Source organism: Serratia sp. LSHTC3 (assembly GCF_057197125.1).
On sequence record NZ_JBXUNP010000001.1, the window covers coordinates 688418 to 713147 of the forward strand.

Genomic DNA, 24730 nt, shown 5'->3' on the forward strand with positions numbered 1-24730 from the left:
GGGGCGCAATGAAGCGATATCTGGCGGGGCGCATCGGGCAGGCGGCATTGGTGCTGTGGGCGGCCTTTACCCTGTCGTTCATCCTGCTGCAGGTGCTGCCGGGCGATGCGATCCTGATCAAATTCCAGAACCCGGACATGGGGCTGAGTCCGGCGCAGATCGCCGACATGCGCGCGGCCTATGGCGCGGATGTCCCCCTGTGGCGGCAGTATCTGCATACCCTGGGCAGCGTGCTGCATGGCGATCTGGGCTTCTCAATGCAGGCCGGGGTGCCGGTTACCGCGCTGCTGGCGGCTAATCTGCCCGCCACGCTGCAGTTGGCGGTGCTGGGCTTTGCGGTGGCGTTGCTGCTGGCGCTGATTATCGCTTTTGTTTCCAACCTGACCGGCTTCGGCTGGCTGCGTTCGGCGCTGCAGATGCTGCCGTCGCTGTTCGTTTCAGTGCCCACCTTCTGGCTGGGCATTGTGCTGATTCAGCTCTTTTCGTTCCGCCTGAAGCTGATCCCGATCATTAACCCCGGCGAGTGGCAGGGGGTGATTTTGCCGATCGCGACGCTGGCGCTGCCGATCTCCGCGCCGCTGGCGCAAATTCTGATCCGCAGCATCGATGCGGTGCAAACCCAGCCGTTCGTCGCGGTGGCGCGGGCCAAGGGCGCCAGCCGCAGCGGGGTGCTGTGGCGGCATGTGGCGCGCAACGCCATGCTGCCGGCGCTGACCATCGCCGGCATGCTCTTCGGCGAACTGATCGCCGGGGCGCTGATCACCGAAACCGTGTTTGGCCGCAGCGGACTGGGGCAATTGACCCAGCAAGCGGTGGTCAATCAGGACGTGGCGGTGCTGCAGGCGATAGTGCTGATCTCGGCCGCCGCTTTCGTCATCATCAACTTGCTGGTGGATCTGCTGTTCCCGCTGCTGGATCCGCGGCTGAAAACCCAGGCAGGAGCATCCCTATGAGCAGTATCTCCTTTGAAAAAGCCACGGTTCCGGAGCGCGATCTGTCCGGCGCTGAAAGTGAAGGCGCGCTGCCCGCCAGTCGTTCGAGCCGCCGCCGTGTCCCCCTGACGCTTTTGCTGGCCTGGGCGGTCATTGCGCTGGTGGTGCTGTGGGCGTTGGCGCCGCAGCTGTTTACCGCCTACAGCGGCACCGAAGGCATTGCCGGCGCGCAGCGACTGACGCCCGGCGGTGAGCATTGGCTTGGCACCGATCAACTGGGACGCGACCTGTATGCGCGCATGGTGTACGGCGCGTCGCAAACCCTGGCCGGCGCGGTAGTGGCGGTGGCGCTGGGGTTGGTGTTCGGCACCGCGCTCGGCCTGATCGCCGGCGCGTTGGGCGGCGTGGCGGACGACGCGGTGATGCGCGTCGTCGATGTGCTGCTGTCGATCCCCGGCCTGCTGCTGTCGCTGAGCATTATCATCCTGCTTGGTTTCGGTACGGTCAACGCCGCCATCGCCGTGGGCGTCACTTCGGTTGCCAACTTTGCCCGTCTGGCACGGGCGGAAGTGGTGCGAGTGCGGCACAGCGATTACGTTGAAGCGGCTTACGGCAGCGGCGGCAGCTTTTGGGCGGTGCTGTGGCGGCATATCCTGCCGAACTCGCTGACTTCGGTGATCGCCTTCTCGGCGCTGCAGTTCGGCAGTGCGATCCTGGCGATCGCCACCCTGAGCTTCCTCGGTTACGGCACTCCGCCGCCAACCCCGGAATGGGGGCTGCTGATCGCCGAAGGGCGCAACTACATTTCCACCGCCTGGTGGCTGACCACCTTCCCGGGCATGGTGGTGGTGGCGGTGGTGTTGGCGGCTAACCGCATCAGCCGTTCGCTGGGAGGAAAAGCGCGATGAGCATGCAAGCGGCATGGCAACGGGCGGCGCGGCCGCCGGTACTGGCGCTGGACAAGGTTTCCATCGCCTATCAGGGCAACGAAGGCAGGCGAAGGGTGGTGCATGAGGTGTCGTTCACGATTGAGCCGGGGGAAGTGGTGGCGCTGGTTGGCGAATCCGGTTCCGGCAAAACCACCACGGCGCAGGCGATCATCGGCTTGCTGGCCGACAACGGCCACCTTGAACAGGGCGCCATCCGGCTGCACGGCACCGATATCGCCGGCTGGTCATCGCGGCGGCTGGATGCGGTGAGAGGGGCGCAAATCAGCCTGATCCCGCAAGATCCCGCCAGCTCGCTCAACCCGGTAAAAACCATCGGCGAGCAGGTGGCGGAGATCGTCAATATTCACCGCCGGTTGCCGCGCGGGCAGGTACAACAGCGGGTGACGGAACTGCTGACCCGCGTCGGGCTGACGCACCCGGAACTGCGGGCGCGCCAGTTTCCGCATCAACTTTCCGGCGGCATGAAGCAGCGGGTATTGATCGCCATCGCCATTGCGCTGCAGCCGGCGTTGATCATTGCCGACGAACCGAGCAGCGCGCTGGACGTGACGGTGCAAAAACGCATTCTCGATCTGATCGACGAGCTGCGGCGCGAATTCGGCACTGCAGTGCTGCTGGTGACGCACGATTTGGGCGTGGCGGCGGAACGCGCCGATCGGCTGCTGGTGTTCCGCCACGGCCGGGTGCAGGAACAGGGGGCTACCGCCGAGGTACTGCGCGCGCCTGCCAGCGCATACACCCGTAAACTGTTAGCCGATGCGCCTTCATTGAGCGGCGCCGTTGCGCCGCCGCCGAAACGCAGCGGGCAGCCGCCGGCGATCGTGGTTCAGGCGCTGGTTAAGGATTTTCGGCTGTCCGGCGGCCAGGGGTTCCGCGCGCTGGATCGCGTGTCATTCAGCGTGCCGCGCGGTACCACCCATGCGTTGGTGGGAGAGTCCGGGTCGGGCAAAAGCACGCTGGCGCGTTGCCTGCTGGGCTTCGAGCGGCCGGATGCCGGGCAGGTCCTGATCGACGGCGTCAATGTTATCGGTCTCAGGGGCGAAGCGTTGCGTCAGTTTCGGCAGCGCATTCAGCTGGTTTATCAGAATCCGTTCGGCTCGCTCGATCCCAAACAGACTCTTTATCGGGTGATTGAAGAACCGCTGCTGAATTTCGCGCCGATCGGCAAACCGGAGCGAGATCGGCGGGTGCGTGAGCTGTTCGAACGGGTCGCGCTGCCGCCCGATTTGCTGAACCGCAGGCCGCACGAACTGTCCGGCGGCCAGCGTCAGCGGGTGGCGATTGCCCGCGCGCTGGTGCTGCAACCGCAAATATTGGTATTGGATGAGGCCACGTCGGCGCTCGACGTCACGGTGCAGTCGCAGATCCTGCATTTGTTGCAAGAGTTGCAGCAGGAGCGGGACCTGACCTACCTGTTTATTTCTCACGATCTGGCGACGGTGCGGCGGATTTCGCACAGCGTTTCGGTATTGCACCGCGGTGAACGGGTAGACGGCGGCGCCACCGCCGAGTTGTTCGCCATGCCGGGGAGCGATTACACCCGCCAATTGATCGCCGCCATTCCCGGCCGCGCATCGCATGCCGGACAGCCAAAATTCGAGGAGGCGATATGAGCGGAAAAAGACTCGGTTTCTTCACCCGATTGCTGGATCAGGGCAGCGCGCAGGAGCGCTACCGGCTGGCGACCGAACAGATCGTGCACGCCGAACGAGCCGGGTTCGACACCGCCTGGGTGGCGCAGCACCACTTTCATGCCGATGAGGGCGGTCTGCCATCACCGCTGGTGTTTTTGGCGCAGGCGGCGGCACGCACCCGCCGTATCCGGCTGGGCACCGGGGTGATCACGTTGCCGATGGAGTCGGCGCTGCGGGTGGCGGAAGACACTGCGGTACTGGATCTGTTGTCCGACGGCAGACTGGAGGTGGGCGTGGCCGGCGGCGGCACGCCGTCTTCTTTCGCCGCTTTCGGTCTCGACGCCGGGCAGCGCAACACGGCATTCGCCGAGAATTTGCGCACGTTGCTGAGCGCCTGGCGCGGAGAGGCGTTGGGCGGCGAAGACAACCGGCTGTACCCGGCGGCGCCGCAGCTGGCGCAGCGCGTCTGGCAGGCCACGTTCTCGGTGGAAGGGGGCGAACGGGCCGGCCGCGCCGGTGACGGTCTGATGCTGTCGCGCACGCAGCCGCGCCCGGCGGACGCGCCTGACCTGCCGCTGGACGAACTGCAGAATCCGATCATTGACGCTTATCTGGCGGCGCTGCCGCCAGGGGTGGCGCCGCGCATCATGGGGTCGCGCACTGCGTTTGTCAGCGAGAACGGCCAGCAGGCACGCGACTTCGCCACGGCCGGGTTGAGCCGTGGGCTGGAGCGGATGCGCGCCAACGGCCACCGGTTGGCCGATACGTCGCTCGACGGCCTGATCCGCGCTTTCGACGTGCACTTGGGCACGCCAGATCAGGTAATAGCCTCGCTGCAACGGGACAGCGCGCTGGCGCGCGTCACCGATCTGGCGTTTCAGGTGCACTCCATCGACCCGCCGCACGCCCATATTCTGCGTTCTATCGATCTTATCGCCCGCCACGTGGCCCCTGAACTGGGCTGGCGGCGCGGCACGCCCGCCGTTGCTTATGAATATCACGTTGAGGAAAAGCTATGACGACATTACCGCACCAGGTCGATCTGCTGGCCGAACTGGCCGAGATTGCGCCGGATTCCACGCTGGCGCAGGCCAGAGCCACCCGGCAGGCGGCGACCGATGCCGTTCAGTCCAGCTATCTGGCGCTGTTTGCGCCTGCGGACGCCGGCGATTTCCCGCTGGCGCAGCGGCTGCGGTTGGCTCAGCGCATCAGTGAATGGCATGGCGAGCCGCGCTTGGCCGCGCATTACGCTGCTCTGCTGGAACGTCAGGGCGACGCGCCGGAAGACGAGCGGCTGCCGGCGGCGTTGGCGCATGCAGAACGTTTGGCGTTTCAACCGGCCAACGCCAACGCCCAGCACTTGCAGGCGCTGCGGCAGGCCGGCTGGTCGCTGGACGCCATCGTCACATTGTCGCAGTTAATCGCCTTTGTCAGTTTCCAAAGCCGCTTGCTGCGGGGCTACCGGTTGTTGGGCGGCAAGACGGACGACGCTGCGGCGCATCAGCCGGTAACGGCCGGCCGCTGGCGAACGGAGAGCGCGACGCGAGGCGGCCGTCACGCGCCGCCGGCGTTTACCCGGCAAGAACTGGGGTGGGAGCCGTGGATCGCCGCCAAGCCGTTGGCGGAATTCGATGACGCCGGCCGGGCGTTGCTAGAGCGGTTTGGCCACGCCGATTCCGATTACTTCCGCCTGTTGGCGCGCAACCATCCGGTGCTGGAACAACGCACGCTGGCGGACCGGGCGATTTTTTATACCCCCGGCGGGCTGTCGCGGCAGGATCGCGAGTTGGCGGCGACGGTCGCCAGCAAGGTGAACGGCTGCATCTACTGCGCCTCGGTGCATGCGCGCAAGGCGGCGCAGCTGTCGAAGCGCGAAGCCGAGATAGATCGGTTGCTGGCGGTGGCGCCGGGCGGCGCGTTGAGCCAGGGGCAGGATGACGCCTGGCAAGCGCAGATAACCTTTGCCGCCGCGCTATCCGCCACGCCGCCACAGGCTGACGCCGGGCAACTGGCGGCGTTGCGCGCTCAGGGCCTGGATGAGCTGGCGCTGTTGGATTTGGTGCAGGCGACGGCGTTTTTCGCCTGGGCCAACCGGTTGATGTTGACGCTGGGCGAACCTTATCTCTGATCTCTGCCCTCTTTCAGGCGGCGGCATTGTCGGCTGCCGCCCGGGATCCGCCGGACATCTGGCGTCGGCGCTTTTGGCAGGGGATCACAACGGCCAGACCGCCTCGCGCACGGCGATCGCTCTGGGCAGCAGCCCGAGGGCGTAGAAGCGGTCGGCGATGCTTTGCTGCTGGCGGATCACCTGCAAATCCATGGCGCGGATCTCGTGGCTGCGGCGCGACAGCGCGAGTTCCAGCGAGGCGCTCGCCAGCCCCAGTTCGTTGGAAAGGTGACGAGCGGCTTCTCTCGGCTGCGCGGTGATGTAGCGGCCGGTGTGCTGCAATGCTTGCATCAGCGGCTGCAACAGATCGCCCGAGCGCTCGGCGAAGTCGCGGCGCGCCAGGTAGAATTGCTGATTGAGCACCCGCTGGGTGCCGTCGGCGATCACGCGCAGCTCCCCGTTGCGTTGCGCGTCGCTGAGCAGCGGATCCCACATCATCCAGGCGTCCACTGCCTGCAGATCGGTCGCCGACAGCGGATACTTCGGCGGCGCGTAGACGATACGCACGTCGTTCAACGTCAATCCCTGTTCGTCCAGCATCTGCAGCAATAAATAGTGCACGTTGGAGCCTTTGTTGAGCGCGATGCGTTTGCCGCGCAGATCGGCGGCGCTGTGTATCGGGCTGTCTTGCGGCACCACCATCGCCACGCTCTGCGGCGCCGGCGGCTCAAAACCGACGTACACCAGCGCATTGCCCTGTGCCTGGGCGAAGATCGGCGGCACTTCGCCGGTGGTGCCGAAGTCTATCTCATCGCCGTCGAGCGCGTGCAGCAGCTGCGGCCCGGCGGGAAACTCGCTCCACAGCACGCTGATGCGCTGTGTGGCGAAGAGCTGTTCCAGGCTTTGCCGCGCCTTGAGCACCCCGAGGTTGCCGAACTTTTGATAGCCGATGCGCAGTTCGCGTTCGGGCAGCGGCGCTGCGCTGATGGCCGGTGAATGTGAGGGGGCGCCGGCGCTGCGGCGGCGCGGTTTGATCAGACCAAGATGCGCCAAATGGGTGCGCAGGGTATTGCGGCTGACGCCGAGCAACGACGCCGCTTGCAGCTGGTTGCCGCCGCTGCGTTCGAAGGCGTTGCGCACCAGCGCATCCAGCACCCGTTGGTAAAGCTGCGCGCTGTCGCCTTGCAACTGCTGCTGCACAAAGCGATCGATGACGTCATCGCCGCCGCCGCCGCCGTCGTTATCCGTCAGGCGATGGGTGAGCTGCAGTTGCTGCGGGGCGATCGCCCCCTCCTGGCTCAGCAAGACCGCATTATGCAGCGTGTTCTCCAGCTCGCGCACGTTGCCGGGCCAGGGGTAGTCCAACAGCACCTGCTGCGCTTCCGCCGTCAACCGCGGCAGTGGCCGTTCCAGACGGCGGGCGTACAGCGCAAGAAAATGTCTGGCCAGCACCGGAATATCGTCCGGCCGCTGGCGCAAGGGCGGTAAAGTCACCGCCGCCACGTTCAGGCGGTAATAGAGATCTTCACGGAACCGCCGTTGGCGAATCGCGCCGGCCAGATCGACGTGGGTGGCGGCGATGACCCGCACATCGATCTTCAGCGGTTTGCGCGAACCGACGCGGGTGATCTCCCGTTCCTGCAGCACGCGCAGCAGCTTGACCTGCAGCGACAGGTTCAGCTCGCCGATCTCGTCCAGCAGCAGGGTGCCGCCTTCCGCCGCTTCGAACCAGCCCTGATGAGTGCCGACGGCGCCGGTGAAGGCGCCTTTCTCATGGCCGAACAGTTCGGCTTCCGCCAGGCTTTCCGTCAGCGCGCCGCAGTTGACCGCCAGGAAAGGTTGATGGCGGCGCGCGCTGTGGTGGTGCAGATAGCGCGCCACCACTTCTTTGCCGGTGCCGGTTTCACCGACGATCAGCACGGTGGCGTCGGTGGGAGCCAGCCGATCGAGCACGCTTTGCAGAGCGAGCGACGCCGGATCGATCAGCACCGGTTTGTCGGCGGCGAACGGTTGGGGATCGTACATGGGCGTCTCCTGTCTGACGACGATGGGGAAAAAAATCTTATCCCAGCCAATGAGTCGCCGCGAGAGGATAAAAGGCGCACGGTGCTGCATTGGCAACAGCTTACCGCCGCCGCCTGCTGCCAATGCAGCAGCGTTTTGACGTCGATATCTCATCAATATATTGATATGCATTGGTTTTTTTTAATCTGCAATGTGGCACGCATCCTGCTTTTCTTTTTATAACCAAGCAAAGTTTTTCTATCGATAAATAATGAAAATAGTTATATAGGAAAGGCATAAATGACTGAGTCAGTGAAAGATCGCATCAACGTTTTCTGGTTTCTGCCGACCCACGGCGACGGTCGCTATCTGGGCACGGCGCAGGGCGGGCGCCCGGTGGACCTGCCTTATTTGCAGCAGGTGGCGCTGGCCGCCGACAACCTCGGCTATTACGGCGTGCTGATCCCAACCGGTAAAAGCTGCGAAGATTCCTGGCTGGTGGCGGCGGCGCTGGCGCCGATCACCCGCCGGTTGCGCTACCTGGTGGCGGTGCGCCCCGGCCTGCAGCCGCCGAGCCTGGCGGCGCGCATGGCCGCGACGCTGGATCGGCTGTCGGACGGACGCCTGCTGATCAACGTGGTGACCGGCGGCGATCCGGTGGAAAACAAAGGGGATGGCATCTTCCTCAGCCATGCCGAACGCTATGAGGTGACACAGGAATTTCTCACGGTGTATCAACGCCTGTTGCAAGGGGAGAAGGTGGATTTCAGCGGTAAGCATATTCGCGTCGAAGGCGCCGAATTGCTGTTCCCGCCGGTGCAGGAAAACGGCCCGCCGCTCTATTTCGGCGGCTCATCGTCGGAAGCGATCGACATCGCCGCCGGGCAGATCGACACCTACCTGACCTGGGGCGAGCCGCTGGCTCAGGTGGCGGAAAAGCTGGCGGCGGTGCGCCAGCGCGCCGAGCGGCAGGGGCGTAAACTCAGCTATGGCATTCGCCTGCACGTTATTGTGCGCGAAACTGAAGACGAAGCCTGGGCGGCGGCCGAGCGACTGATTGCGCATCTGGATGACGACACCATCGCGGCGGCGCAGCAGATCTTTGCGCGCATGGACTCTACCGGCCAGCGCCGCATGAGCGAACTGCACGGCGGCTCGCGCGAGAGTCTGCGCATCGGCCCCAACCTGTGGGCCGGCGTCGGCCTGGTGCGCGGCGGCGCCGGCACCGCATTGGTGGGCAATCCGCAGCAGGTGGCGGCGCGCATACGCGAGTATCAGGCGCTGGGCATCGACAATTTCATCCTTTCCGGCTATCCGCATCTGGAAGAGGCTCACCGCTTCGCCGAGCTGGTGATGCCGCTGCTGCCGCTGGCGCAGTCGACTCATCAGACGGCTCGCACGATCAATACCGGCCCGTTTGGCGAAACCATCGGCGGCGATCGTCGTCCTGGCCCGGCGCAGCGGGAGGGCTGATGGCGAAGCGTGCCCATATTATCGTTATCGGCGGCGGTTTCACCGGCGCGGCACTGGCGATCCAGCTGGCGCGCGGAGCGGTGGATGTCACGGTGATCGAACCGCGCGCCGCGCCGGGCTATGGCGTGGCGTATTCGACCACCGAGCCGACTCACCGCATCAACGTCCCGGCAGAAAGGATGCAGCTGGCGGATGAACCGACGGGGGATTTTGACCGCTGGTTCCGCGAGAGCGGCGGGCTGGCGGCCGATCCGCAGGCGTTGTGGCGCGACGGTAAAGCCTATCCGCAGCGCGGCGCCTTCGGCCGCTATGTCGAGGAACGTTTTCATCAGGCGGTGCAGTCGGGCCAGGCCCGCTTGCGGCACCTGCGCGATCGGGCGCAGCACCTGCAGCCGCAGGCGCAGGGCGCGTCCGTCATCACCGCCGGCGGCGAACGGCTGTGGGGCGACTATGTGGTGTTGGCGACCAGCCATCCGCCGCCCGCGCTGCTGCGGCAGATCGCCCCGGAACTGGCGCGCGACGCGCGTTTGATCGCCAATCCCTGGGCGGAGGGGGCGCTGGATGAGATTGAGCCCGATGAATCGTTGGCGATCGTCGGCAGTGGGCTGACGATGGCCGATGCGGTAGCGGCGTTGCACCGCCGCGGGCATCGCGGGCCGATTACCGCGCTCTCTCGTCACGGCTTGCTGCCGCGTGCCAATGCCGAAGGGGAGTACCCGACGTGGTCGTTTACCCCGCCATCCGGACTGCGTGACGGGGTGCGGCAGGTGCGCCTTGAGGTGGCGCGCGCCGCTCGGCAACGGGTGCCGTGGCAGGCGGTGTTGGACGCGGTGCGCGCCCAGGGCCAGCGCCTGTGGCAAGCATTGACGCCGACCGAACAGCAGCGCTTTCTGCGGCATCTGCGCGCCTATTGGGACGTGCACCGCTATCGCCTTGCGCCGCAGGTGAGCACGCTGCTGATGGAGCAACAGGCAGCGGGCACGCTGCAGGTATTGGCCGCTCGTCTGCGGCGGGCGGAACCCATGCCGCAGGGCGTGCGCTTGACGATTCTGCCGCGCCAGGGCGCAGAGCGGGCGCTGCAGACGCAGCGGTTGCTGATCGCTACGGGGCCGGCTCATGCCGGCCTGATCGCCGCCAGCCCGTTGCTCAGTTCGCTGGCGGAGCAGGGGGCGCTGCGCGCCGATCCGCTGGGATTGGGGCTGTGGGTCAATGCCGACAGCCAGGCGATCGGCGGCGACGGCCTTGCCAACCCGCGCCTGCTGGTGGCCGGCCCGGCGGCGCGCGGCCGCTTCGGCGAACTGATGGGGCTGCCGCAGGTGGCGGAACACGCCCAAAGCGTCGCGCAATACCTGCTGGCGCGATGTCCGGCTGCAAACTGATCGTCCATTCCCGTTTTTAACACCCTAAGACCCCCCATCCGGCCCGGCTCCGTCCGTGGCCGGCAGATAATTGTGGAGCTCGCTATGTCATCGCAACGTGAAATTCGTCTTAACGCTTTTGATATGAACTGCGTCGGCCATCAGTCGCCGGGGCTGTGGGCGCACCCGCGCGACCGTTCCTGGCAGTATAAGGATCTCGAATATTGGACCGATCTGGCGCGCCTGCTGGAACGCGGCAAGTTCGATGGATTGTTTATCGCCGACGTGCTGGGGATTTACGACGTGCTTAACGGCAGCGGCGACGCGGCGATCCGCCAGGCTACGCAGGTGCCGGTTAACGATCCGCTGGCGCTGGTGACGCCGATGGCGCTGGTTACCGAACATCTCGGCTTCGGGCTGACCGCCTCGCTGTCATTCGAGCACCCTTATCCTTTCGCCCGCAGATTGTCGACGCTTGATCACCTGACCAAGGGGCGCATCGGTTGGAATATCGTCACCTCTTACCTGGAGAGCGGCGCGCGCAATATTGGCCACCGGGCGCAGACCGATCACGATGCGCGCTACGACTACGCCGATGAATACCTGCAGGTGGTTTACAAGCTGCTGGAGGGCAGTTGGGAAGACGGCGCGATTTTGCGCGATCGTCAGCGGCGCATCTTCAGCGATCCGGCGAAAATTCATCCGATCAACCACAAGGGCGAGTTCTTCCAGGTGCCGGGCATTCATCTGAGCGAGCCTTCGCCGCAGCGCACGCCGGTGCTGTATCAGGCCGGCGCTTCCAGCCGCGGCAAGCAGTTTGCTGCGGAACACGCCGAATGCGTGTTTGTCGCTTCTCCTTCGAAAACATTGCTGAAAAAAACCGTAGCCGATATCCGCCGCCGCGCCGCCGAGGTCGGGCGCGATCCGCGCAGCATCCTGATCTTCAACCTGCAGACGGTGATCGTCGGTGAAACGGACCAACAGGCGCAGGAAAAATGGCGGGAATACAAATCCTATACCAGCTACGAAGGCGCGCTGGCGCTGGTGTCCGGCTGGACCGGCATCGATTTCGGCCAGTATCAGCCGGATCAGGTGCTGAAGCATCTGCACACCAATGCCATTCAGTCGGCGGTGGAAACTTTCTCCAGCGCCGATCCCAGCTGTGAATGGACAGTACAGGGCATCGCCGAATGGGTCGGCATCGGCGGTTTCGGCCCGCTGTTGGTGGGCGGCCCGCAAACCGTGGCCGACGAACTGCAGGCGTGGGTGGAGGAAACGGATGTTGACGGTTTCAATCTGGCCTACGCCGTTACCCATGAAAGCTTCACCGACGTGGTGGAACTGCTGATCCCCGAGCTGCAAAAACGCGGAGCGTACAAGCGCGACTACACGGCGGGCACTCTGCGAGAAAAATTGTTCAATCAGGGGCCGCGCCTGGCGGAGCCGCACCCGGCGGTGGGCTACCGCTGGCCGGCCGGCGCGTCCTTGGCCGATGCACTGAGCGTCAAGTGAGGATGCGATGATAGAGATTGAGGAGTTGCACAAGGCTTACCGCGCGCCGGACGGGCGCCGGATTGAGGTGCTGAAGGGCGTTTCGCTGCGGGTGCCGGCCGGATCGATTACCGCCGTGGTCGGCCCCAGCGGGGCGGGCAAATCGACGCTGGCGAAATGCATCAGCCTGCTGGAGCGGCCGAGCAGCGGCAGTATCCGGGTGAACGGCCAGGACTTGTCGCGGCTTGCGGGCGAGGCGCTGCGCAGGGAGCGGCGGGCGATAGGCACGGTGTTCCAGTCTTCCGCGCTGCTGCAGCGCAAAACCGCCTGGCAGAATGTGGCGCTGCCGTTGACCTATCTGGGCGTGGTGCCGCGCGATATCGACAAGCGGGTAAAGAGCCTGCTGGCGGCGGTGGGGCTGGCGGACAAGGCGGCGTTTTACCCGGCGCAGCTGTCCGGCGGCCAGCGCCAAAGGGTCGGCATCGCCCGCGCGCTGGCGCTGAATCCGTCGGTGCTGCTGGCGGATGAGGCCACCTCCGGGCTGGATCCGGACGCCACCGGGGCCATTCTCAGCCTGCTTAAACAGCTGCGCGATCGGTATGGCCTGTCGATCATCCTGATCACCCACGAGATGGATGCGGTGCGCGACGCCGCCGACGCGGTGGCCGAGATCCGCGACGGCGTGATTGTGCAGCAAGGGCCGGTGCGCGAGCTGTTGGCAGCGCCCGATTCCTCTCTGGGCCGCCGGCTGTTCCCGCTGAAGACGCTGGCGTCCGACGCCGCGTTGCGGCTGCAGGTAACCTACTGCGCCCGTCAGCCGGCGGCCACCGACTGGATCAGCCGCATCAGCCGCCAACTCGACCTGCAGATCGATCTGTTGGGCGGCCACGTTGAAGTGGTGGGCGGCAGCCTGGCCGGGCGGTTGGAGATTGCGGTGCGTTTTGGCGGCGGTTCGCGTTCGGTGGCTGAACTGCAGGACGAGCTGCGGCGGTTGGGCATTCTCGCCGAGGTGCTGGAACAGCCGGCGGCGTTGAAGGAGGCGGTATGAAAAATCTGTCTGACAGCGTGATGAGCCAGGACACACCCTGGCGCGAGATCCATCGGTTGATGCTGCCGGCCTACGGCGAAACCTGGCTGATGGTCGGCATCGTGATGCTGTTTGTGGTGGCGATTGGCGGCGCCGTCGGCGTGGTGCTGTTCAACACCTCATCGCGCGGCTTGTTTCCGCGCCCGGCGCTGAATCGCGCGCTGAGCTGGTTGGTGAACATGGGCCGTTCGCTGCCGTTTCTGGTGCTGATGGCGGCGATTATTCCGTTCACCTTCTGGTTGACCGGCACCACCATCGGCATTCCGGCGGCGGTGATCCCGATGATCGTCGCCGGTATTCCGTTCTTCGGCCGGCTGGTGGAGAACGCGCTGCGCGAACTGCCGCCGGAGGTGACGGCGGTGGGGCTGGTGTCCGGCGGTTCGATCTGGCAGATAGTCACCCGCGCGCAGCTCAGCGAGGCGCTGCCGGCGATCGTCGCCGCCATCACGCTGAACGTCATCTCGATGATCGAGTATTCGGCCATCGCCGGCACCATTGGCGCAGGCGGCATCGGCTATCTGGCGGTGGTGTACGGCTACCAGCGTTTCGACAATCACATCATGATCGCCACCATTGTGGTGCTGATCGCCACGATCCAACTGATTCAGTTTATTGGTGGCCGCCTGGTCGCCGCGTTGCGTCATCATCAGGAAACCCTTTAATCATGCCTAATCACGATTTTGAGATAGTGAAGAAGAAACGCTGGCCGTGGCCGGTGGGTATCGCGGCGGTGGCGATTATCGCCGTCGCGGTTTGGCACTTCAGCGCCCGCCAGCAGCAGACGGTGCAGTTCGGCAGCACGCTGAAAGTGCACTTTGAGCCGGCGATGGCCGGAGAGCAGCGGGTGATCGAGTACGTCGGCGAGCATATCGCGCCGGATTACGGCCTCAGGCTGGAGGCGGTTGGCCTGCAGGACCCGGTGCAGGCCGATCGTGCGGTGGCGCAGGGGCAGTACGCCGCCACGATCTACCAGCACCAGTGGTGGCTAAAGCAGGTGGTGGAGGCCAACGGTTTTAAGCTGACCCCGACGCTGCCGGTGTTTCAGTGGGCGTTCGGCATCTATTCCGACCGCTATACGTCGATCGCCGAGTTGCCGGACGGCGCGGAGATCGTGGTGCCCAACGACGGCGCCAATCAGGGGCAGGCGTTGTGGCTGCTGCAGCGCATTGGACTGATCGGGCTGGATCCGGCGATCGAGGCGCGCACCGCCAGGCTGAAAGACATTCGCGAGAACAAACGCCATTTTAACTTCAAGGAGCTGGATTTGCTGACCATGCCGCGCGCGCTGAATTCGGTAGATGCGGCCATTGGCTATGTGTCGCAGTTCGACGCCGGCAAAGTGCCGCGTGAGAAGGGCATCTTGTTCCCACCGGCGCCGAAGACCTTCGCCTCGCAGCTGGTGATTGGCACGCCCTATCTGCAGGACGAAAATATTCGCAAGCTGCAGCGGGCGTTTGCCGATCCCAGGTTGCAGGCGTGGCTGAAAAACACCGACGACCCGCTGGTGAAAGGCGTGCTGGTGCCGGTCTCGGCAGAATAATCCCCGCCCGAAATGGCCGTGATAAAGACCGGATTAACGCGTGTTAATCCGGCGTTTTCGTTACGCTGTAACTGTGTTTAATTTATTGATTTTAATGATATTTATAGAAATGTTTGTTGTTTGTCGGCGTAATTTTTTCACCCTATAAACGAGGTGTCACCTGCCAATTACAACGAGGAAGCTATGAGTACCTTAAATATCGATACCGCGCCGCCGTTATCTGCGCCCATCGGCTCCGCCAGCGATGTGGCGCGTTTGATTAACCAACGCAGCGAGAAAAATACCCATGCGCGCATGATCGTGCTGTTGGCGCTGGGCGGTGTTTTTCTCGATGCCTATGATCTGACCACGCTGTCTTACGGCATCGATGACGTGGTGCGTGAATTCAGCCTCAGCCCGCTGCTGACCGGGGTGGTAACTTCTTCGATCATGGTCGGGACCATTCTCGGCAACCTGGTCGGCGGCTGGTTGACCGACAAGTACGGCCGCTATCAGGTGTTTATGGCCGATATGCTGTTTTTTGTGGTTTCCGCCATCGCCGCCGGGCTGGCGCCCAACGTCTGGGTGCTGATCGGCGCGCGCTTTTTGATGGGTATTGGCGTCGGCATCGATTTGCCGGTGGCGATGGCCTATCTGGCCGAATTCTCCAAATTCTCCGGCAAGGCCAACAAGGCGTCGCGCCTGGCGGCCTGGTGCCCGATGTGGTACGCCGCTTCGTCGATGTGTTTTCTGATCATCTTTGCGCTCTATTTTCTGTTGCCGGCCGAACATGCGAACTGGCTGTGGCGCGCCTCGTTGATTTTCGGCGCGGTGCCGGCGCTGCTGATCATCATGGTGCGCAGCAAGTTTATGAACGAGTCGCCGCTGTGGGCCGCTAACCAGGGCGATTTGAAAGAGGCGGCGCGCATCCTGCGTGAGTCATACGGCATCGCCGCCCATGAGGCGGAACCTGACGCCGCCCAACCGGCGGCGGCGAAGGTCAGCTTCCGCGTGCTGTTCCGCAAGCCGTACCGCGAGCGCACTCTGGTCTCCTGCGTGATGAACGTTTGCATTTCCTTTGAATACACCGCCATCGCCTTCTTTCTGCCGTCGATTCTGGCGCAGTTTCTCGGCGCCGGGGTGTTTGAAACCCTCTCCGCCTCGCTCGGGCTGAACGTGTTGTTCGCCTTTACCGGTGGCCTGCTCGGCATGCGTCTGGCATGGAAGTATCCGTCGCGCCACGTGGCGATCGCCGGATTTGCGCTGCAGTTTATCGCGCTGATTGCCCTGGCGTTGATCGGGCATCCGCAGGCGGCGTTCGGCGTTGGGCTGGCGATCCTGATGTTGGGCCTATGGCTGTTCGCCGAAGGCTTCGGCCCCGGCGCGCAGATGATGATTTACCCGGCGCTCTCTTACCCGACGGCGATCCGCGCCACCGGCGTCGGTTTCGGCCGTTCGCTGTCCGGTATCGGCAGCGCGCTGGCGCTGTTTATTCTGCCGATTTTGCAGGCGCGCTTCGGCACCGACATGTTTTGGATTGTTTCACTGGCGGCGGCGATCCCCATCGTCTTCCTGCTGATCATTCGCTTCGAACCGACGGCGCGCGATATCGACGATCTGGCCGATCGCGCTTAACCACAGAGGACACTGACATGACGCAACACCTGTTATCCACCGGAGCAGACTACGCACAGCTGGCCGCGCGTTTTCGGCCGATCTTCGCCGAAATCGCCGCCGGGGCGGTGGAGCGCGAGCTGTCGCGCACGCTGCCGCATGAACCGATCCGTTGGCTGAAAGAGGCGGGGTTCGGCAGGGTGCGCATCCCGCGTGAAAAGGGCGGCGACGGCGCTTCGTTGCCGCAGCTGTTCGAACTGCTGGCCGAACTGGCGGAGGCGGACTCTAACCTGCCGCAGGCGCTGCGGGCGCATTTCGCCTTCGTGGAAGATCGGCTGAACGCGCCGGACGGCCCGGAGCGCGATCGCTGGTTCGAACGCTTTCTCGACGGCGAGCTGGTCGGCAGCGGTTGGACCGAGATCGGCGGCGTGAAGCTGGGGCAGGTCAATACCCGGGTAACGCCGCAGGCCGACGGCTGGTCGCTCAACGGCGAGAAATTTTACAGCACCGGCAGTCTGTTTGCCGATTGGATCGACGTGTATGCCGAGCGCAGCGACAGCGGCGGCCCGGTGATCGCTTTGGTTAACGTCGCCCAGCCGGGCGTAGAGCGCGACGACGACTGGGACGGATTTGGCCAACGCACTACCGGCAGCGGCACCACGCGTTTTATTGATGCGCAGGTCGAGCAGGCGCACGTCTATGACTTTGCCGAGCGCTTCCGCTACCAAACTGCGTTCTATCAGCATGTGTTGCTGGCGACGCTGGCGGGGATCGGCCGCGCGGTGCTGCGAGACGTCGGCGAGGGCGTGAGGCAACGTAAAAGGATCTATAGCCACGGCAACGCCGGTTGGGTGAAGGACGACGTGCAGATCCAGCAGGTGGTGGGGCAAATCAGCGCCTGGGCCTATGCGGTCGAGGCGACGGTGCTAAAAGCGACTTCCTCGCTGCAGCAGGCTTATGAGGCGCATCGATCCGGCGATGAAGCGCTGCTGCAGGCGCTTAACGTGACGGCGGAGCTGGACGCGGCCAGGGCGCAGGTCATCGCCGGGGAGTGGGTGCAGCGCGCCGCCGGTGAATTGTTCAATGCGCTCGGCGCTTCAGATACCCGTACCGGCAAGGCGTTGGATCGCCACTGGCGCAATGCGCGCACGCTCTCTTCACATAATCCGGTGATCTACAAGGCGCGCAATATCGGTGACTGGGAAATTAACCGCCATACGCCGACCTTTATCTGGCAAATCGGCAGTGGCGGTTGAGGCCGTGGCTATTCCGTCCAAACCTGCGTGCTGCGCGGGCTGTCCATCTGATAATCCGAGTAGGGGCGGGTGAAGAACTCGCGCCCCAACTCGCGGGCGGCCCGCAGCGGGTTGCGCGGATCGCGGGCGATCTCGCCGCGCTGGTTGCCGGCGCCGTGCACCAGTCCGACGAAGGCGGAATGGGTGTAGCGGCTGAACTCCTGGATCTGATGCACGATGCCCAGCGCCGCGCCGGGATAAGTTTCTTCCGACGCCACCGCCAACCCGATGCGTTTGCCGCTCATGCGTTGGTGCACCTGTTCCGCCTGAGGGTAGGCGTTGGAATAGAAGCTGAACGAGCGATCGAAAAAGGCCTTGGTTTGCGCCGACATGCCGTACCAGTAAATCGGCGTGCAAAATACCGCGCCGTCGGCCGGCAGGAAGTGCTCCAGGAACAGCTCGGCGTAGCGATCGGCCGGCGGCGGCGTATGGCGTTCATCGCTCAGGAAACCGCTCAGGTAATCGTCGAGAAAATGCAGGCTGGCGGAAGTGCCGGCTTCGGCGGCGCCCGCCATGATCGCCTGCGCCAGCGTGGCGCTGTTGCCGTCGCGGCGCGGGCTGCCGATCAGCACCACCAGGCGCTTGGATTGATGAGCTGTATTCATGTCATACTCCTTGGTGTGAAGTGAACTCAGCCTTAATCTAGAAGCGAACGTCTGCAGGCGACAAATGACGGTTTTTCTGCCAGGATGAACTCAACTCATCCCAAGAGGCTTCGCCATGTTCGCTACGCTGCCCGTCAACGCGTTACGCACCTTTGAATCCGCCGCTCGCCTGCGCAGCTTCAAGCTGGCGGCGGCCGAGCTGGCGGTGACGCCGACGGCGATTTCGCACCAGATCAAGGCGCTGGAACAGCAGCTGGGTTTTGCGCTGTTCGAGCGGGTGCCGCGCGGCGTGCGGCTGACGGCGAAGGGCGAAACGCTGTTTGCCGGCGTGCACGGCGCGCTGCTTGATGTCGCCGCCACGCTTGAGGGCCTGCGGCCGCAGCCCAGCAGCGGCTCGCTGTGCGTCTCGGTGACGCACTCGTTCGCGGCGCTGTGGCTGGTGCCGCGCCTGGGGCGTTTCTACCAGGCGCATCCGCACTATCTGGTGCGCCTGGAGGCCTGCGCCGAGGTGATCGACCTGCAGCAGGACGCCAGCGTGGATGTGGCGGTGCGCTACAGCCGCGTGCACTATCCCGCGCTGCATCAGGCGGCGCGGCTGGAGGAAAGCTTTGGCGTCTACGCCGCGCCGGGGCTGGCCGCCGCTCCGCCGGAAAATCCGGTGCTGATCACCGTCAAGTGGGGGGATTCGGCGCTGTACGACAGCGGCTGGCATGACTGGTGCCGGGCCGCCGGCGTGGACTGGTGGCAGCGCCATGCGGCGATGCGCAGCTATCACGAGGAGCATTACGCCCTGCAGGCGGCGGTGGCCGGGCAGGGATGGGTGCTCGCCAGCTCGGTGATGGTGTCCGAGATGGTGGACAACGGTCTGCTGGTGGCGTACCGGCCGGAGGTGCGCGTACCGGGCGCCGCATACAGCGTGCTGTGCGCCCCGGGGCGCGAGCGGCATCCGCCGGTCAGGGCGTTTCTGGCCTGGTTGCAGCAGGAATTGCCGCAGGACAATGGCACGAAATAAAAGTTTTACCGTCCTAAGCTGTGGGAATATCAGCGAACTTTTGTTTTTACTTCACTGCGAGAACCTATCATGAGCCAGCCAAGAATCTCCGATTACCCGATTGACGCGCAATTTATCGAGCGCTGGTCGCCGCGCGCGATGACCAACGACGCCATCGACGATCAAACGCTGCTGAGCTTCTTTGAAGCAGCGCGCTGGTCGCCTTCGGCCTACAACATTCAGCCGTGGCGCTTTGCCTACAGCAAGCACGGCTCCGACAGCTGGGAGAACTACCTGGAGTTCCTGATCGACTTCAACCGCGGCTGGGCGCAACACGCCTCGGCGCTGGTGGTGATCGTCTCCAAAACCACCAGCCTGAACGGCGAGCGCCTGGTGGACAACCCGACCCATGCGTTCGACACCGGCGCGGCCTGGGCCAACCTGGCGCATCAGGCGCATCTGAAAGGCTGGCTGACCCACTGCATGAGCGGCATTCACCACGATAAGATCAAAGCGGCGTTGCAACTGCCGGACGACTATGCGGTGCACGCTATGGTGGCGATCGGCAAGCCGGGCGACAAAGCCCGCCTGCCGGATTTCCTGCAGGAGAAAGAAGCGCCGTCGGGCCGTCTGCCGCTCGGCAAGACCGTCAGCGAAGGGCTGAATTTCACGCTGTGATTGCCCGCTTTCTCGCAGGCCCGCTTGGCGGGCCTTTTTTATGCGGCGAGTAAAACTTAGGGAGTATGTTCTCGTTCGCTCATTCGCTGTATATTTTGTTATATAACGATTGTGCGGTGAGGAGGAACCCGTGGGAGATCATTTTGGCAAAGGGTTGTTGGCGGGGTTAAAGGTAGAGAACCTGAAGCCGGAGGCGGAGCTGTCGCGCTTTTGCTCCGACTACAAGCGCGGTTTCGTGCTCGGTTATGCGCACCATTTGGCGCAGCGCTGCGGCGACGAGAACCGGGCGGCGTTCGAGGCTGGGCAGCTCAGCCGCGCCTATGGCCTCGGCCGCGAGCCGATGAGCGAGTTCTTCTCCGGCGGCGACAGCCGGTTGGCGGAGAAGTTTTTCCACGCCGGCTATAACCAGCCGACGCCGGGGTAGCGCCGGTGAGCCGTCAGGCGGCGCTCAGCACCGCCACCATATACACGCATGCCTCATCGCTTTGGTTTTCAAAGCGGCAGTCCGCCGGTGGGCCGAGCTCCAGGCAGTCGCCTTCGGCCATTTCATGGCGCGCGTCGCCCTCAAGAAAGACCAGTTCGCCGGATAAAACCCAGATCAGCTGACGCTTGAAGGCATACACCGAAGCCGGCATCGGGATCGCTGCGCCGGCCGGCAGTTCGATGCGCACCAGATCGAGCGGCAGATCGGTGCGCGGCGACACGTGGCGCCGCACGTAGCCGCTCTCCGGATCGACCCAGACCGGTTGATCTTCCCGGCGCAGCAGCCGGCCTTCCTGCGTTTCCGCGCGGGCGATCAGCTTGGACATGCTGAGGCCGAACGCCCCCGCCAGTCTGCCCAACAGCATCGCCGTCGGGCTGCTCTCGCCGCGTTCGATCTTATGCACCATCGCCCGCGATACGCCCGCCCGTTCGGCCAAATCGGACAGCGACCAGTGGCGCGCCTCGCGTTCAATGCGAATGCGCGCGCCGATCAGCTGATTTAGATTGTCTAATTTAATATTCATATCGTAGTATTATAGTGGACAATTGGCCGGGGTAAACCATGATTATACGAAATGCGACGCTCAACGATAGCGCGGCGATTGCCGCTATCTATAACGACGCGGTGTTGAACAGCACCGCCATCTGGAATGAACAAACCGTGGATGCGGCCAACCGCGCGGCGTGGATCGGCGAGCGGCAGGCGGCGGGCTACCCGGTGCTGGTGGCGGTGAACGGCGCGGACGAGGCGATCGGCTACGCGTCGTTCGGCGACTGGCGCGCCTGGGACGGCTATCGCCATACCGTGGAACATTCGGTGTATGTCCATCAGGCGCATCGTGGCGCAGGGATTGGCAAGTCGTTGCTGCTGGCGCTGATCGCACGGGCGCGGGAAATCGGCAAGCACGTGATGGTGGCCGGCATCGAATCCGGCAATCAGGCCTCGATTAAGCTGCATCTGGCGCTGGGGTTTCGCGACGTGGGGCGCATGGAACAAGTGGGCGCCAAATTCGGCCAATGGCTGGATCTGACCTTCCTGCAGCTGAGGCTCGACGAGCGGGCGACGCCGCCCGCGCGCTGATCCCGGGAGACAGGGCGATGAATATGCTGTTACTGCTGATCGCGGCGGGAATGGGGCTGGTGGTGCAGAATCTGCTGATGGTGCGCATTACCGAAAGCGTTTCGACCATCCTCATTACGCTGGTGATCAACTCCAGCGTCGGTTTGTTGTTGCTGGTGGGGTTGCTGCTGGCCAAAAACGGCCTCGGCGCGGTGGCGGAAGTGACCGGCGCCGCCAGGTGGTGGATGCTGTTGCCGGGGCTGTTGGGATCGCTGTTCGTGTTCGCCGGCATTCTGGGTTACCAGAAGCTGGGGGCGGCGGCCACCATTTCGATCCTGGTCGCCAGCCAGCTGTGCATGGGGCTGTTGGCCGATGCCTATCGCGCCGGTCCGGCGGCGCTGCGCGAGAATCTGCCGGCGCTGGTCGGCGCCTTATTGCTGGTGGCGGGCGCCTATCTGGTGGCGAAACGCAGCTTTTGACGGCGGCTGAAAGGCAAAAAGCCCGCTCGGGTTTCCCTGAGCGGGCTTCTCTAAATTTGGCTCCTCTGACTGGACTCGAACCAGTGACATACGGATTAACAGTCCGCCGTTCTACCGACTGAACTACAGAGGAATCGTTGGAACGGGGCGAATAATAGCGGGGCGGTTGCGGCTTGTAAAGCGTGAAAACGCCCGATGCGTTCGTTTGCTGCAAGATTGCCCAACCTGCTGCTTTTTCTCGCTTTTGTCGCTTATCCCGCGCGCAGCGCCGTCGAATTGCCCGTTGTGTGGCGCATTTGCCTGCCGATGGTGCAACGGTTGCCCTGCGCGGTGGCGCGCGCCGCCCGGCGAACGGCCATTTACCGCCTTGTACCCCGCTTCCACGGCCGTTTACCGACTCTGGCCTGGATCTTGCTGTGATTGCATGACCGGATTTCGGCATTCTCAATTTAGCGGCTCGCTGGAGGCACTATGAATTTCAGACGTCTGAAGTACTTCGTGAAAATCGTCGATATCGGCAGCCTGACCCAGGCAGCGGAGGTGTTGCACATCGCCCAACCGGCGCTCAGCCAGCAGTTGGCGACGCTGGAAGGGGAGCTGAAGCAGCAGCTGCTGATCCGCACCAAGCGCGGGGTGCAGCCGACCGAGGCCGGCAACATTCTGTATGCCCACGCGCAGACCATTCTGCGCCAGTGCGAACAGGCGCAGAGCGCGGTCAACAGCGCCGGGCAGGCGATGAGCGGCCAGGTGTCTCTCGGGCTGGCGTCGGGCAGCACTGCGGCGCAGCTGGCGCTGCCGCTGTTGCAGACCCTGCGCGATCAGCAGCCGGGCATCCTGCTCAGCCTGCATGAAAACGGCGGCGCGGCGTTGGCCGGGCAGGTGGCTAACCAGACGCTGGACATGGCGATGGTCTACGGCGCCAAAATGCCCGCCGGTCTGCACGCCATCGCATTGATGCGGGAAGATCTTTATCTGGTGGCGACGCGCGCGGTGCCGCATCCCGGCAACAGCGTCGAGCTGCTGGACGTGGCGCGGCTGAACCTGTTCCTGCCGCGCGAGGGCGATGCGGTGCGCAACCAGCTGGAGGAGGCGATGGCGCTGCGCAAGCTGGCTGCCAACGTGGTGGGGGAGATCGAATCCTCGGGCGCGCTGAGCGCCGCGATCGCCAGCGGGTTGGGGGCGACCGTGCTGCCGGAATCGGTGGCGCGCGCGATGATCGGCCCGGCCAAGGCCTGGATGGCGCGCATCAATGCGCCGACGATGTCGGTGCCGCTGTCACTGTGCATGTCCAGCCAACAGGGGCTGTCCGCCCCGGCGCTGCTGGTGAAAGACCTGTTGCTGTCGATCGCCGGCGGCCGCAGCCAGGAGAAGCGCGCGCTGGCGCTGGTGCGTTGAGGAAAAAACGGCCCGCCGCAGCGGGCCTGAGCACCGTTAGCGGAACGGCGGTTCGTTGAAGGTGCGCAGCTTGCGCGAGTGCAGGCGATCGCCCTCGGCGCGCAACAAATCGATGGCGCAGATGCCGATCTGCAGGTGCTCGGAGATCGCCCCTTCGTAGAAGCGGTTGGCCTGGCCCGGCAGTTTGATCTCGCCGTGCAGCGGTTTGTCGGAGACGCACAGCAGCGTGCCGTACGGCACCCGGAAGCGATAACCCTGAGCGGCGATGGTGGCGCTCTCCATGTCGACCGCCACCGCGCGGCTGAGGTTGAAGCGGCGCGCCGAAGCGGAGTAGCGCAGCTCCCAGTTGCGATCGTCGGTGGTGACGACGGTGCCGGTGCGCAAACGCTGTTTGACCTCTTCACCGGGCATGCCGCTGACCATCTTGGTGGCGTCATACAGGGCGCGCTGCACCTCGGCGATGCTCGGGATCGGGATATCCGGCGGCAGCACCGCATCCAGCACGTGATCGTCGCGCAGATAGGCGTGGGCCAGCACGTAATCGCCGATCTTCTGGCTTTCGCGCAGGCCGCCGCAGTGGCCGATCATCAGCCAGGCGCTCGGGCGCAGCACCGCCAGGTGATCGCAGATGGTCTTGGCGTTGGATGGGCCGACGCCGATGTTGATCAGCGTGATGCCCTGGCCGGTGCGCGAGATCAGGTGATAGGCCGGCATCTGGTGGTTTTTCCACGCCAGATCGGACACCGCCTGCTCCGGGGCGCTGGTTTCCGGCGTGATGTAGGTGCCGCCGGCGCTGGAGAGCGCGATGTACGGGCTGGCCGGATCGGCGATCTGGGCGCAGGCCCAGCGCACGAACTCGTCCACATAGCGGGTGTAGTTGGTGAACAGCACGAACGGTTGAAAATGTTCCACCGGCGTGCCGGTGTAGTGCCGCAGACGCGCCAGCGAGAAATCCGCGCGCAGCGCATCGAAATGCGACAGCGGGAAATGGTTGTCGGTGGCGTGGTACAGGCCGTCGGCGGTCTCGTCACCGATCTGCGCCAGCTCGGTGGTGGGGAAATGCTGCGCGATGCCGGCGCTCATTGAGCGATCGAGCGCCAGGCTGGAACCGTCGATGACATAAGGGAACGGGATCTCCTGCTGCGACGGCGCCACTTCGATATGGGCGGCGTAATCGTGTTCCAGCATCGCCAGCTGTTCGGCCAGATAGTGGCGGAACAGCTGCGGCCGGGTCACGGTGGTGCTGTAGCTGCCGGGATGGGTAAAGCGGCCGAAGGCGCGGGTTTTGCTCGGGCCGGATTGCTGCCCGTCCCAGCTGACGCGCAGTTCGGGATACACGAACAGCCCGGCGGCGCGCGCTTGTGCATCCGGCAGCGTGCCGTGGCTGATAAAGTCACTGACCGCCTGCCGCAGCGCGTCTACCGCGGCGTCATACAGGGCTTCCAGTTGATCGAGTGCCTGATCGGCGCTGAGGCCGCTGCGAGGTGGGGCATAGCTCATACTTTCTCCTTGGATGTCCCGGCTCTGTGGCGGGGTTGCGGCGTTTTACCGTCACAGGTTAGCCGAAGAAGGGCG

General features: G+C 64.4%; 23 protein-coding genes and 1 tRNA gene. 19 read left to right on the forward strand and 5 right to left on the reverse strand.

Going from position 1 to position 24730, the window contains the following annotated elements:
• Positions 1–8: 8 nt before the first annotated feature.
• From AC2CGI_RS03285 to AC2CGI_RS03305, 5 genes are read left to right on the forward strand one after another with little or no spacing between them, the layout of a single operon-like run.
• A complete protein-coding gene (locus tag AC2CGI_RS03285; RefSeq protein ID WP_004940833.1) occupies positions 9–953 on the forward strand; it encodes an ABC transporter permease in 945 nt (314 codons plus the stop codon).
• Complete coding sequence (locus AC2CGI_RS03290; protein WP_049242395.1) at positions 950–1840, forward strand: ABC transporter permease; 891 nt, start codon at positions 950–952, stop codon at positions 1838–1840. The genes AC2CGI_RS03285 and AC2CGI_RS03290 overlap by 4 nt, the downstream gene beginning before the upstream one ends.
• Positions 1837–3495 carry a dipeptide ABC transporter ATP-binding protein gene (locus AC2CGI_RS03295; RefSeq protein ID WP_049242392.1) on the forward strand — a complete coding sequence of 553 codons (1659 nt, stop codon included), beginning with the start codon at positions 1837–1839 and terminating at the stop codon, positions 3493–3495. Before AC2CGI_RS03290 ends, AC2CGI_RS03295 begins: the two co-directional genes overlap by 4 nt.
• A complete protein-coding gene (locus AC2CGI_RS03300; protein WP_076740677.1) occupies positions 3492–4535 on the forward strand; it encodes a putative FMN-dependent luciferase-like monooxygenase in 1044 nt (347 codons plus the stop codon). The genes AC2CGI_RS03295 and AC2CGI_RS03300 overlap by 4 nt, the downstream gene beginning before the upstream one ends.
• Positions 4532–5644 (forward strand): alkylhydroperoxidase domain protein, encoded by a 1113-nt coding sequence (locus AC2CGI_RS03305; protein WP_076740678.1) that lies wholly within the window; start codon positions 4532–4534, stop codon positions 5642–5644. Before AC2CGI_RS03300 ends, AC2CGI_RS03305 begins: the two co-directional genes overlap by 4 nt.
• Positions 5645–5728: 84 nt before the next feature.
• Here the strand turns inward: AC2CGI_RS03305 and AC2CGI_RS03310 are convergent, their stop codons facing one another.
• Positions 5729–7648 carry a sigma-54-dependent Fis family transcriptional regulator gene (locus tag AC2CGI_RS03310; RefSeq protein ID WP_076740679.1) on the reverse strand — a complete coding sequence of 640 codons (1920 nt, stop codon included), beginning with the start codon at positions 7646–7648 and terminating at the stop codon, positions 5729–5731.
• Positions 7649–7927: 279 nt separating this feature from the next.
• Between AC2CGI_RS03310 and ssuD the strand changes: the two genes are divergently transcribed.
• The 8 genes from ssuD to AC2CGI_RS03350 all read left to right on the forward strand — a co-directional run bounded on the left by ssuD (position 7928) and on the right by AC2CGI_RS03350 (position 17425).
• A complete protein-coding gene (gene ssuD, locus AC2CGI_RS03315) occupies positions 7928–9100 on the forward strand; it encodes an FMNH2-dependent alkanesulfonate monooxygenase (protein ID WP_033632632.1) in 1173 nt (390 codons plus the stop codon).
• Positions 9100–10479: an FAD/NAD(P)-binding protein gene (locus AC2CGI_RS03320; RefSeq protein WP_076740680.1), complete on the forward strand. Its 1380-nt coding sequence runs from the start codon at positions 9100–9102 to the stop codon at positions 10477–10479. The genes ssuD and AC2CGI_RS03320 overlap by 1 nt, the downstream gene beginning before the upstream one ends.
• 84 nt (positions 10480–10563) lie before the next feature.
• A complete protein-coding gene (locus tag AC2CGI_RS03325; RefSeq protein ID WP_076740681.1) occupies positions 10564–11970 on the forward strand; it encodes an LLM class flavin-dependent oxidoreductase in 1407 nt (468 codons plus the stop codon).
• 7 nt (positions 11971–11977) lie between these two features.
• Positions 11978–12997 (forward strand): methionine ABC transporter ATP-binding protein, encoded by a 1020-nt coding sequence (locus AC2CGI_RS03330; protein WP_021505840.1) that lies wholly within the window; start codon positions 11978–11980, stop codon positions 12995–12997.
• Positions 12994–13698, forward strand: a complete 705-nt coding sequence (locus tag AC2CGI_RS03335; RefSeq protein WP_076740682.1) for a methionine ABC transporter permease — start codon at positions 12994–12996, stop codon at positions 13696–13698. Before AC2CGI_RS03330 ends, AC2CGI_RS03335 begins: the two co-directional genes overlap by 4 nt.
• A 2-nt stretch (positions 13699–13700) precedes the next feature.
• Positions 13701–14576: a MetQ/NlpA family ABC transporter substrate-binding protein gene (locus AC2CGI_RS03340; protein WP_076740683.1), complete on the forward strand. Its 876-nt coding sequence runs from the start codon at positions 13701–13703 to the stop codon at positions 14574–14576.
• Between the two features lie 183 nt (positions 14577–14759).
• Positions 14760–16190 (forward strand): MFS transporter, encoded by a 1431-nt coding sequence (locus AC2CGI_RS03345; RefSeq protein WP_021505838.1) that lies wholly within the window; start codon positions 14760–14762, stop codon positions 16188–16190.
• A gap of 17 nt (positions 16191–16207) precedes the next feature.
• Positions 16208–17425, forward strand: coding sequence for an acyl-CoA dehydrogenase family protein (locus tag AC2CGI_RS03350; RefSeq protein WP_015378415.1), 1218 nt, complete (start codon positions 16208–16210; stop codon positions 17423–17425).
• A gap of 8 nt (positions 17426–17433) precedes the next feature.
• On the opposite strand, the gene AC2CGI_RS03355 is transcribed toward AC2CGI_RS03350, so the two are convergent.
• Positions 17434–18069, reverse strand: a complete 636-nt coding sequence (locus tag AC2CGI_RS03355; RefSeq protein WP_015378414.1) for a flavodoxin family protein — start codon at positions 18067–18069, stop codon at positions 17434–17436.
• 115 nt (positions 18070–18184) lie between these two features.
• Between AC2CGI_RS03355 and AC2CGI_RS03360 the strand changes: the two genes are divergently transcribed.
• The 3 genes from AC2CGI_RS03360 (at position 18185) to AC2CGI_RS03370 (ending at position 20162) form a co-directional block, all read left to right on the forward strand.
• Complete coding sequence (locus AC2CGI_RS03360; protein WP_484593933.1) at positions 18185–19081, forward strand: LysR substrate-binding domain-containing protein; 897 nt, start codon at positions 18185–18187, stop codon at positions 19079–19081.
• 69 nt (positions 19082–19150) lie between these two features.
• On the forward strand, positions 19151–19738 hold the full coding sequence (locus tag AC2CGI_RS03365; RefSeq protein ID WP_015378412.1) for a nitroreductase family protein: 588 nt from the start codon (positions 19151–19153) through the stop codon (positions 19736–19738).
• A 130-nt stretch (positions 19739–19868) separates the two neighbouring features.
• Positions 19869–20162: a DUF2623 family protein gene (locus AC2CGI_RS03370; protein WP_015378411.1), complete on the forward strand. Its 294-nt coding sequence runs from the start codon at positions 19869–19871 to the stop codon at positions 20160–20162.
• A gap of 13 nt (positions 20163–20175) precedes the next feature.
• Here the strand turns inward: AC2CGI_RS03370 and AC2CGI_RS03375 are convergent, their stop codons facing one another.
• A complete protein-coding gene (locus AC2CGI_RS03375; RefSeq protein ID WP_015378410.1) occupies positions 20176–20745 on the reverse strand; it encodes a helix-turn-helix domain-containing protein in 570 nt (189 codons plus the stop codon).
• A 38-nt stretch (positions 20746–20783) separates the two neighbouring features.
• Here AC2CGI_RS03375 and AC2CGI_RS03380 point away from each other — a divergent pair, with 38 nt between their 5' ends.
• Together AC2CGI_RS03380 and AC2CGI_RS03385 are read left to right on the forward strand one after the other, a co-directional pair.
• Positions 20784–21302, forward strand: a complete 519-nt coding sequence (locus AC2CGI_RS03380; protein ID WP_021505836.1) for a GNAT family N-acetyltransferase — start codon at positions 20784–20786, stop codon at positions 21300–21302.
• 17 nt (positions 21303–21319) lie between these two features.
• A complete protein-coding gene (locus AC2CGI_RS03385; RefSeq protein WP_015378408.1) occupies positions 21320–21760 on the forward strand; it encodes a DMT family transporter in 441 nt (146 codons plus the stop codon).
• 57 nt (positions 21761–21817) lie between these two features.
• Here the strand turns inward: AC2CGI_RS03385 and AC2CGI_RS03390 are convergent.
• Positions 21818–21893 (reverse strand) — tRNA-Asn (locus AC2CGI_RS03390).
• Positions 21894–22231: 338 nt separating this feature from the next.
• Between AC2CGI_RS03390 and nac the strand changes: the two genes are divergently transcribed.
• On the forward strand, positions 22232–23155 hold the full coding sequence (gene nac, locus AC2CGI_RS03395; RefSeq protein WP_015378407.1) for a nitrogen assimilation transcriptional regulator NAC: 924 nt from the start codon (positions 22232–22234) through the stop codon (positions 23153–23155).
• A 36-nt stretch (positions 23156–23191) separates the two neighbouring features.
• Here nac and AC2CGI_RS03400 read toward each other — a convergent pair whose 3' ends face one another.
• Positions 23192–24655, reverse strand: a complete 1464-nt coding sequence (locus tag AC2CGI_RS03400) for an AMP nucleosidase (RefSeq protein WP_015378406.1) — start codon at positions 24653–24655, stop codon at positions 23192–23194.
• Positions 24656–24730: the final 75 nt, after the last annotated feature.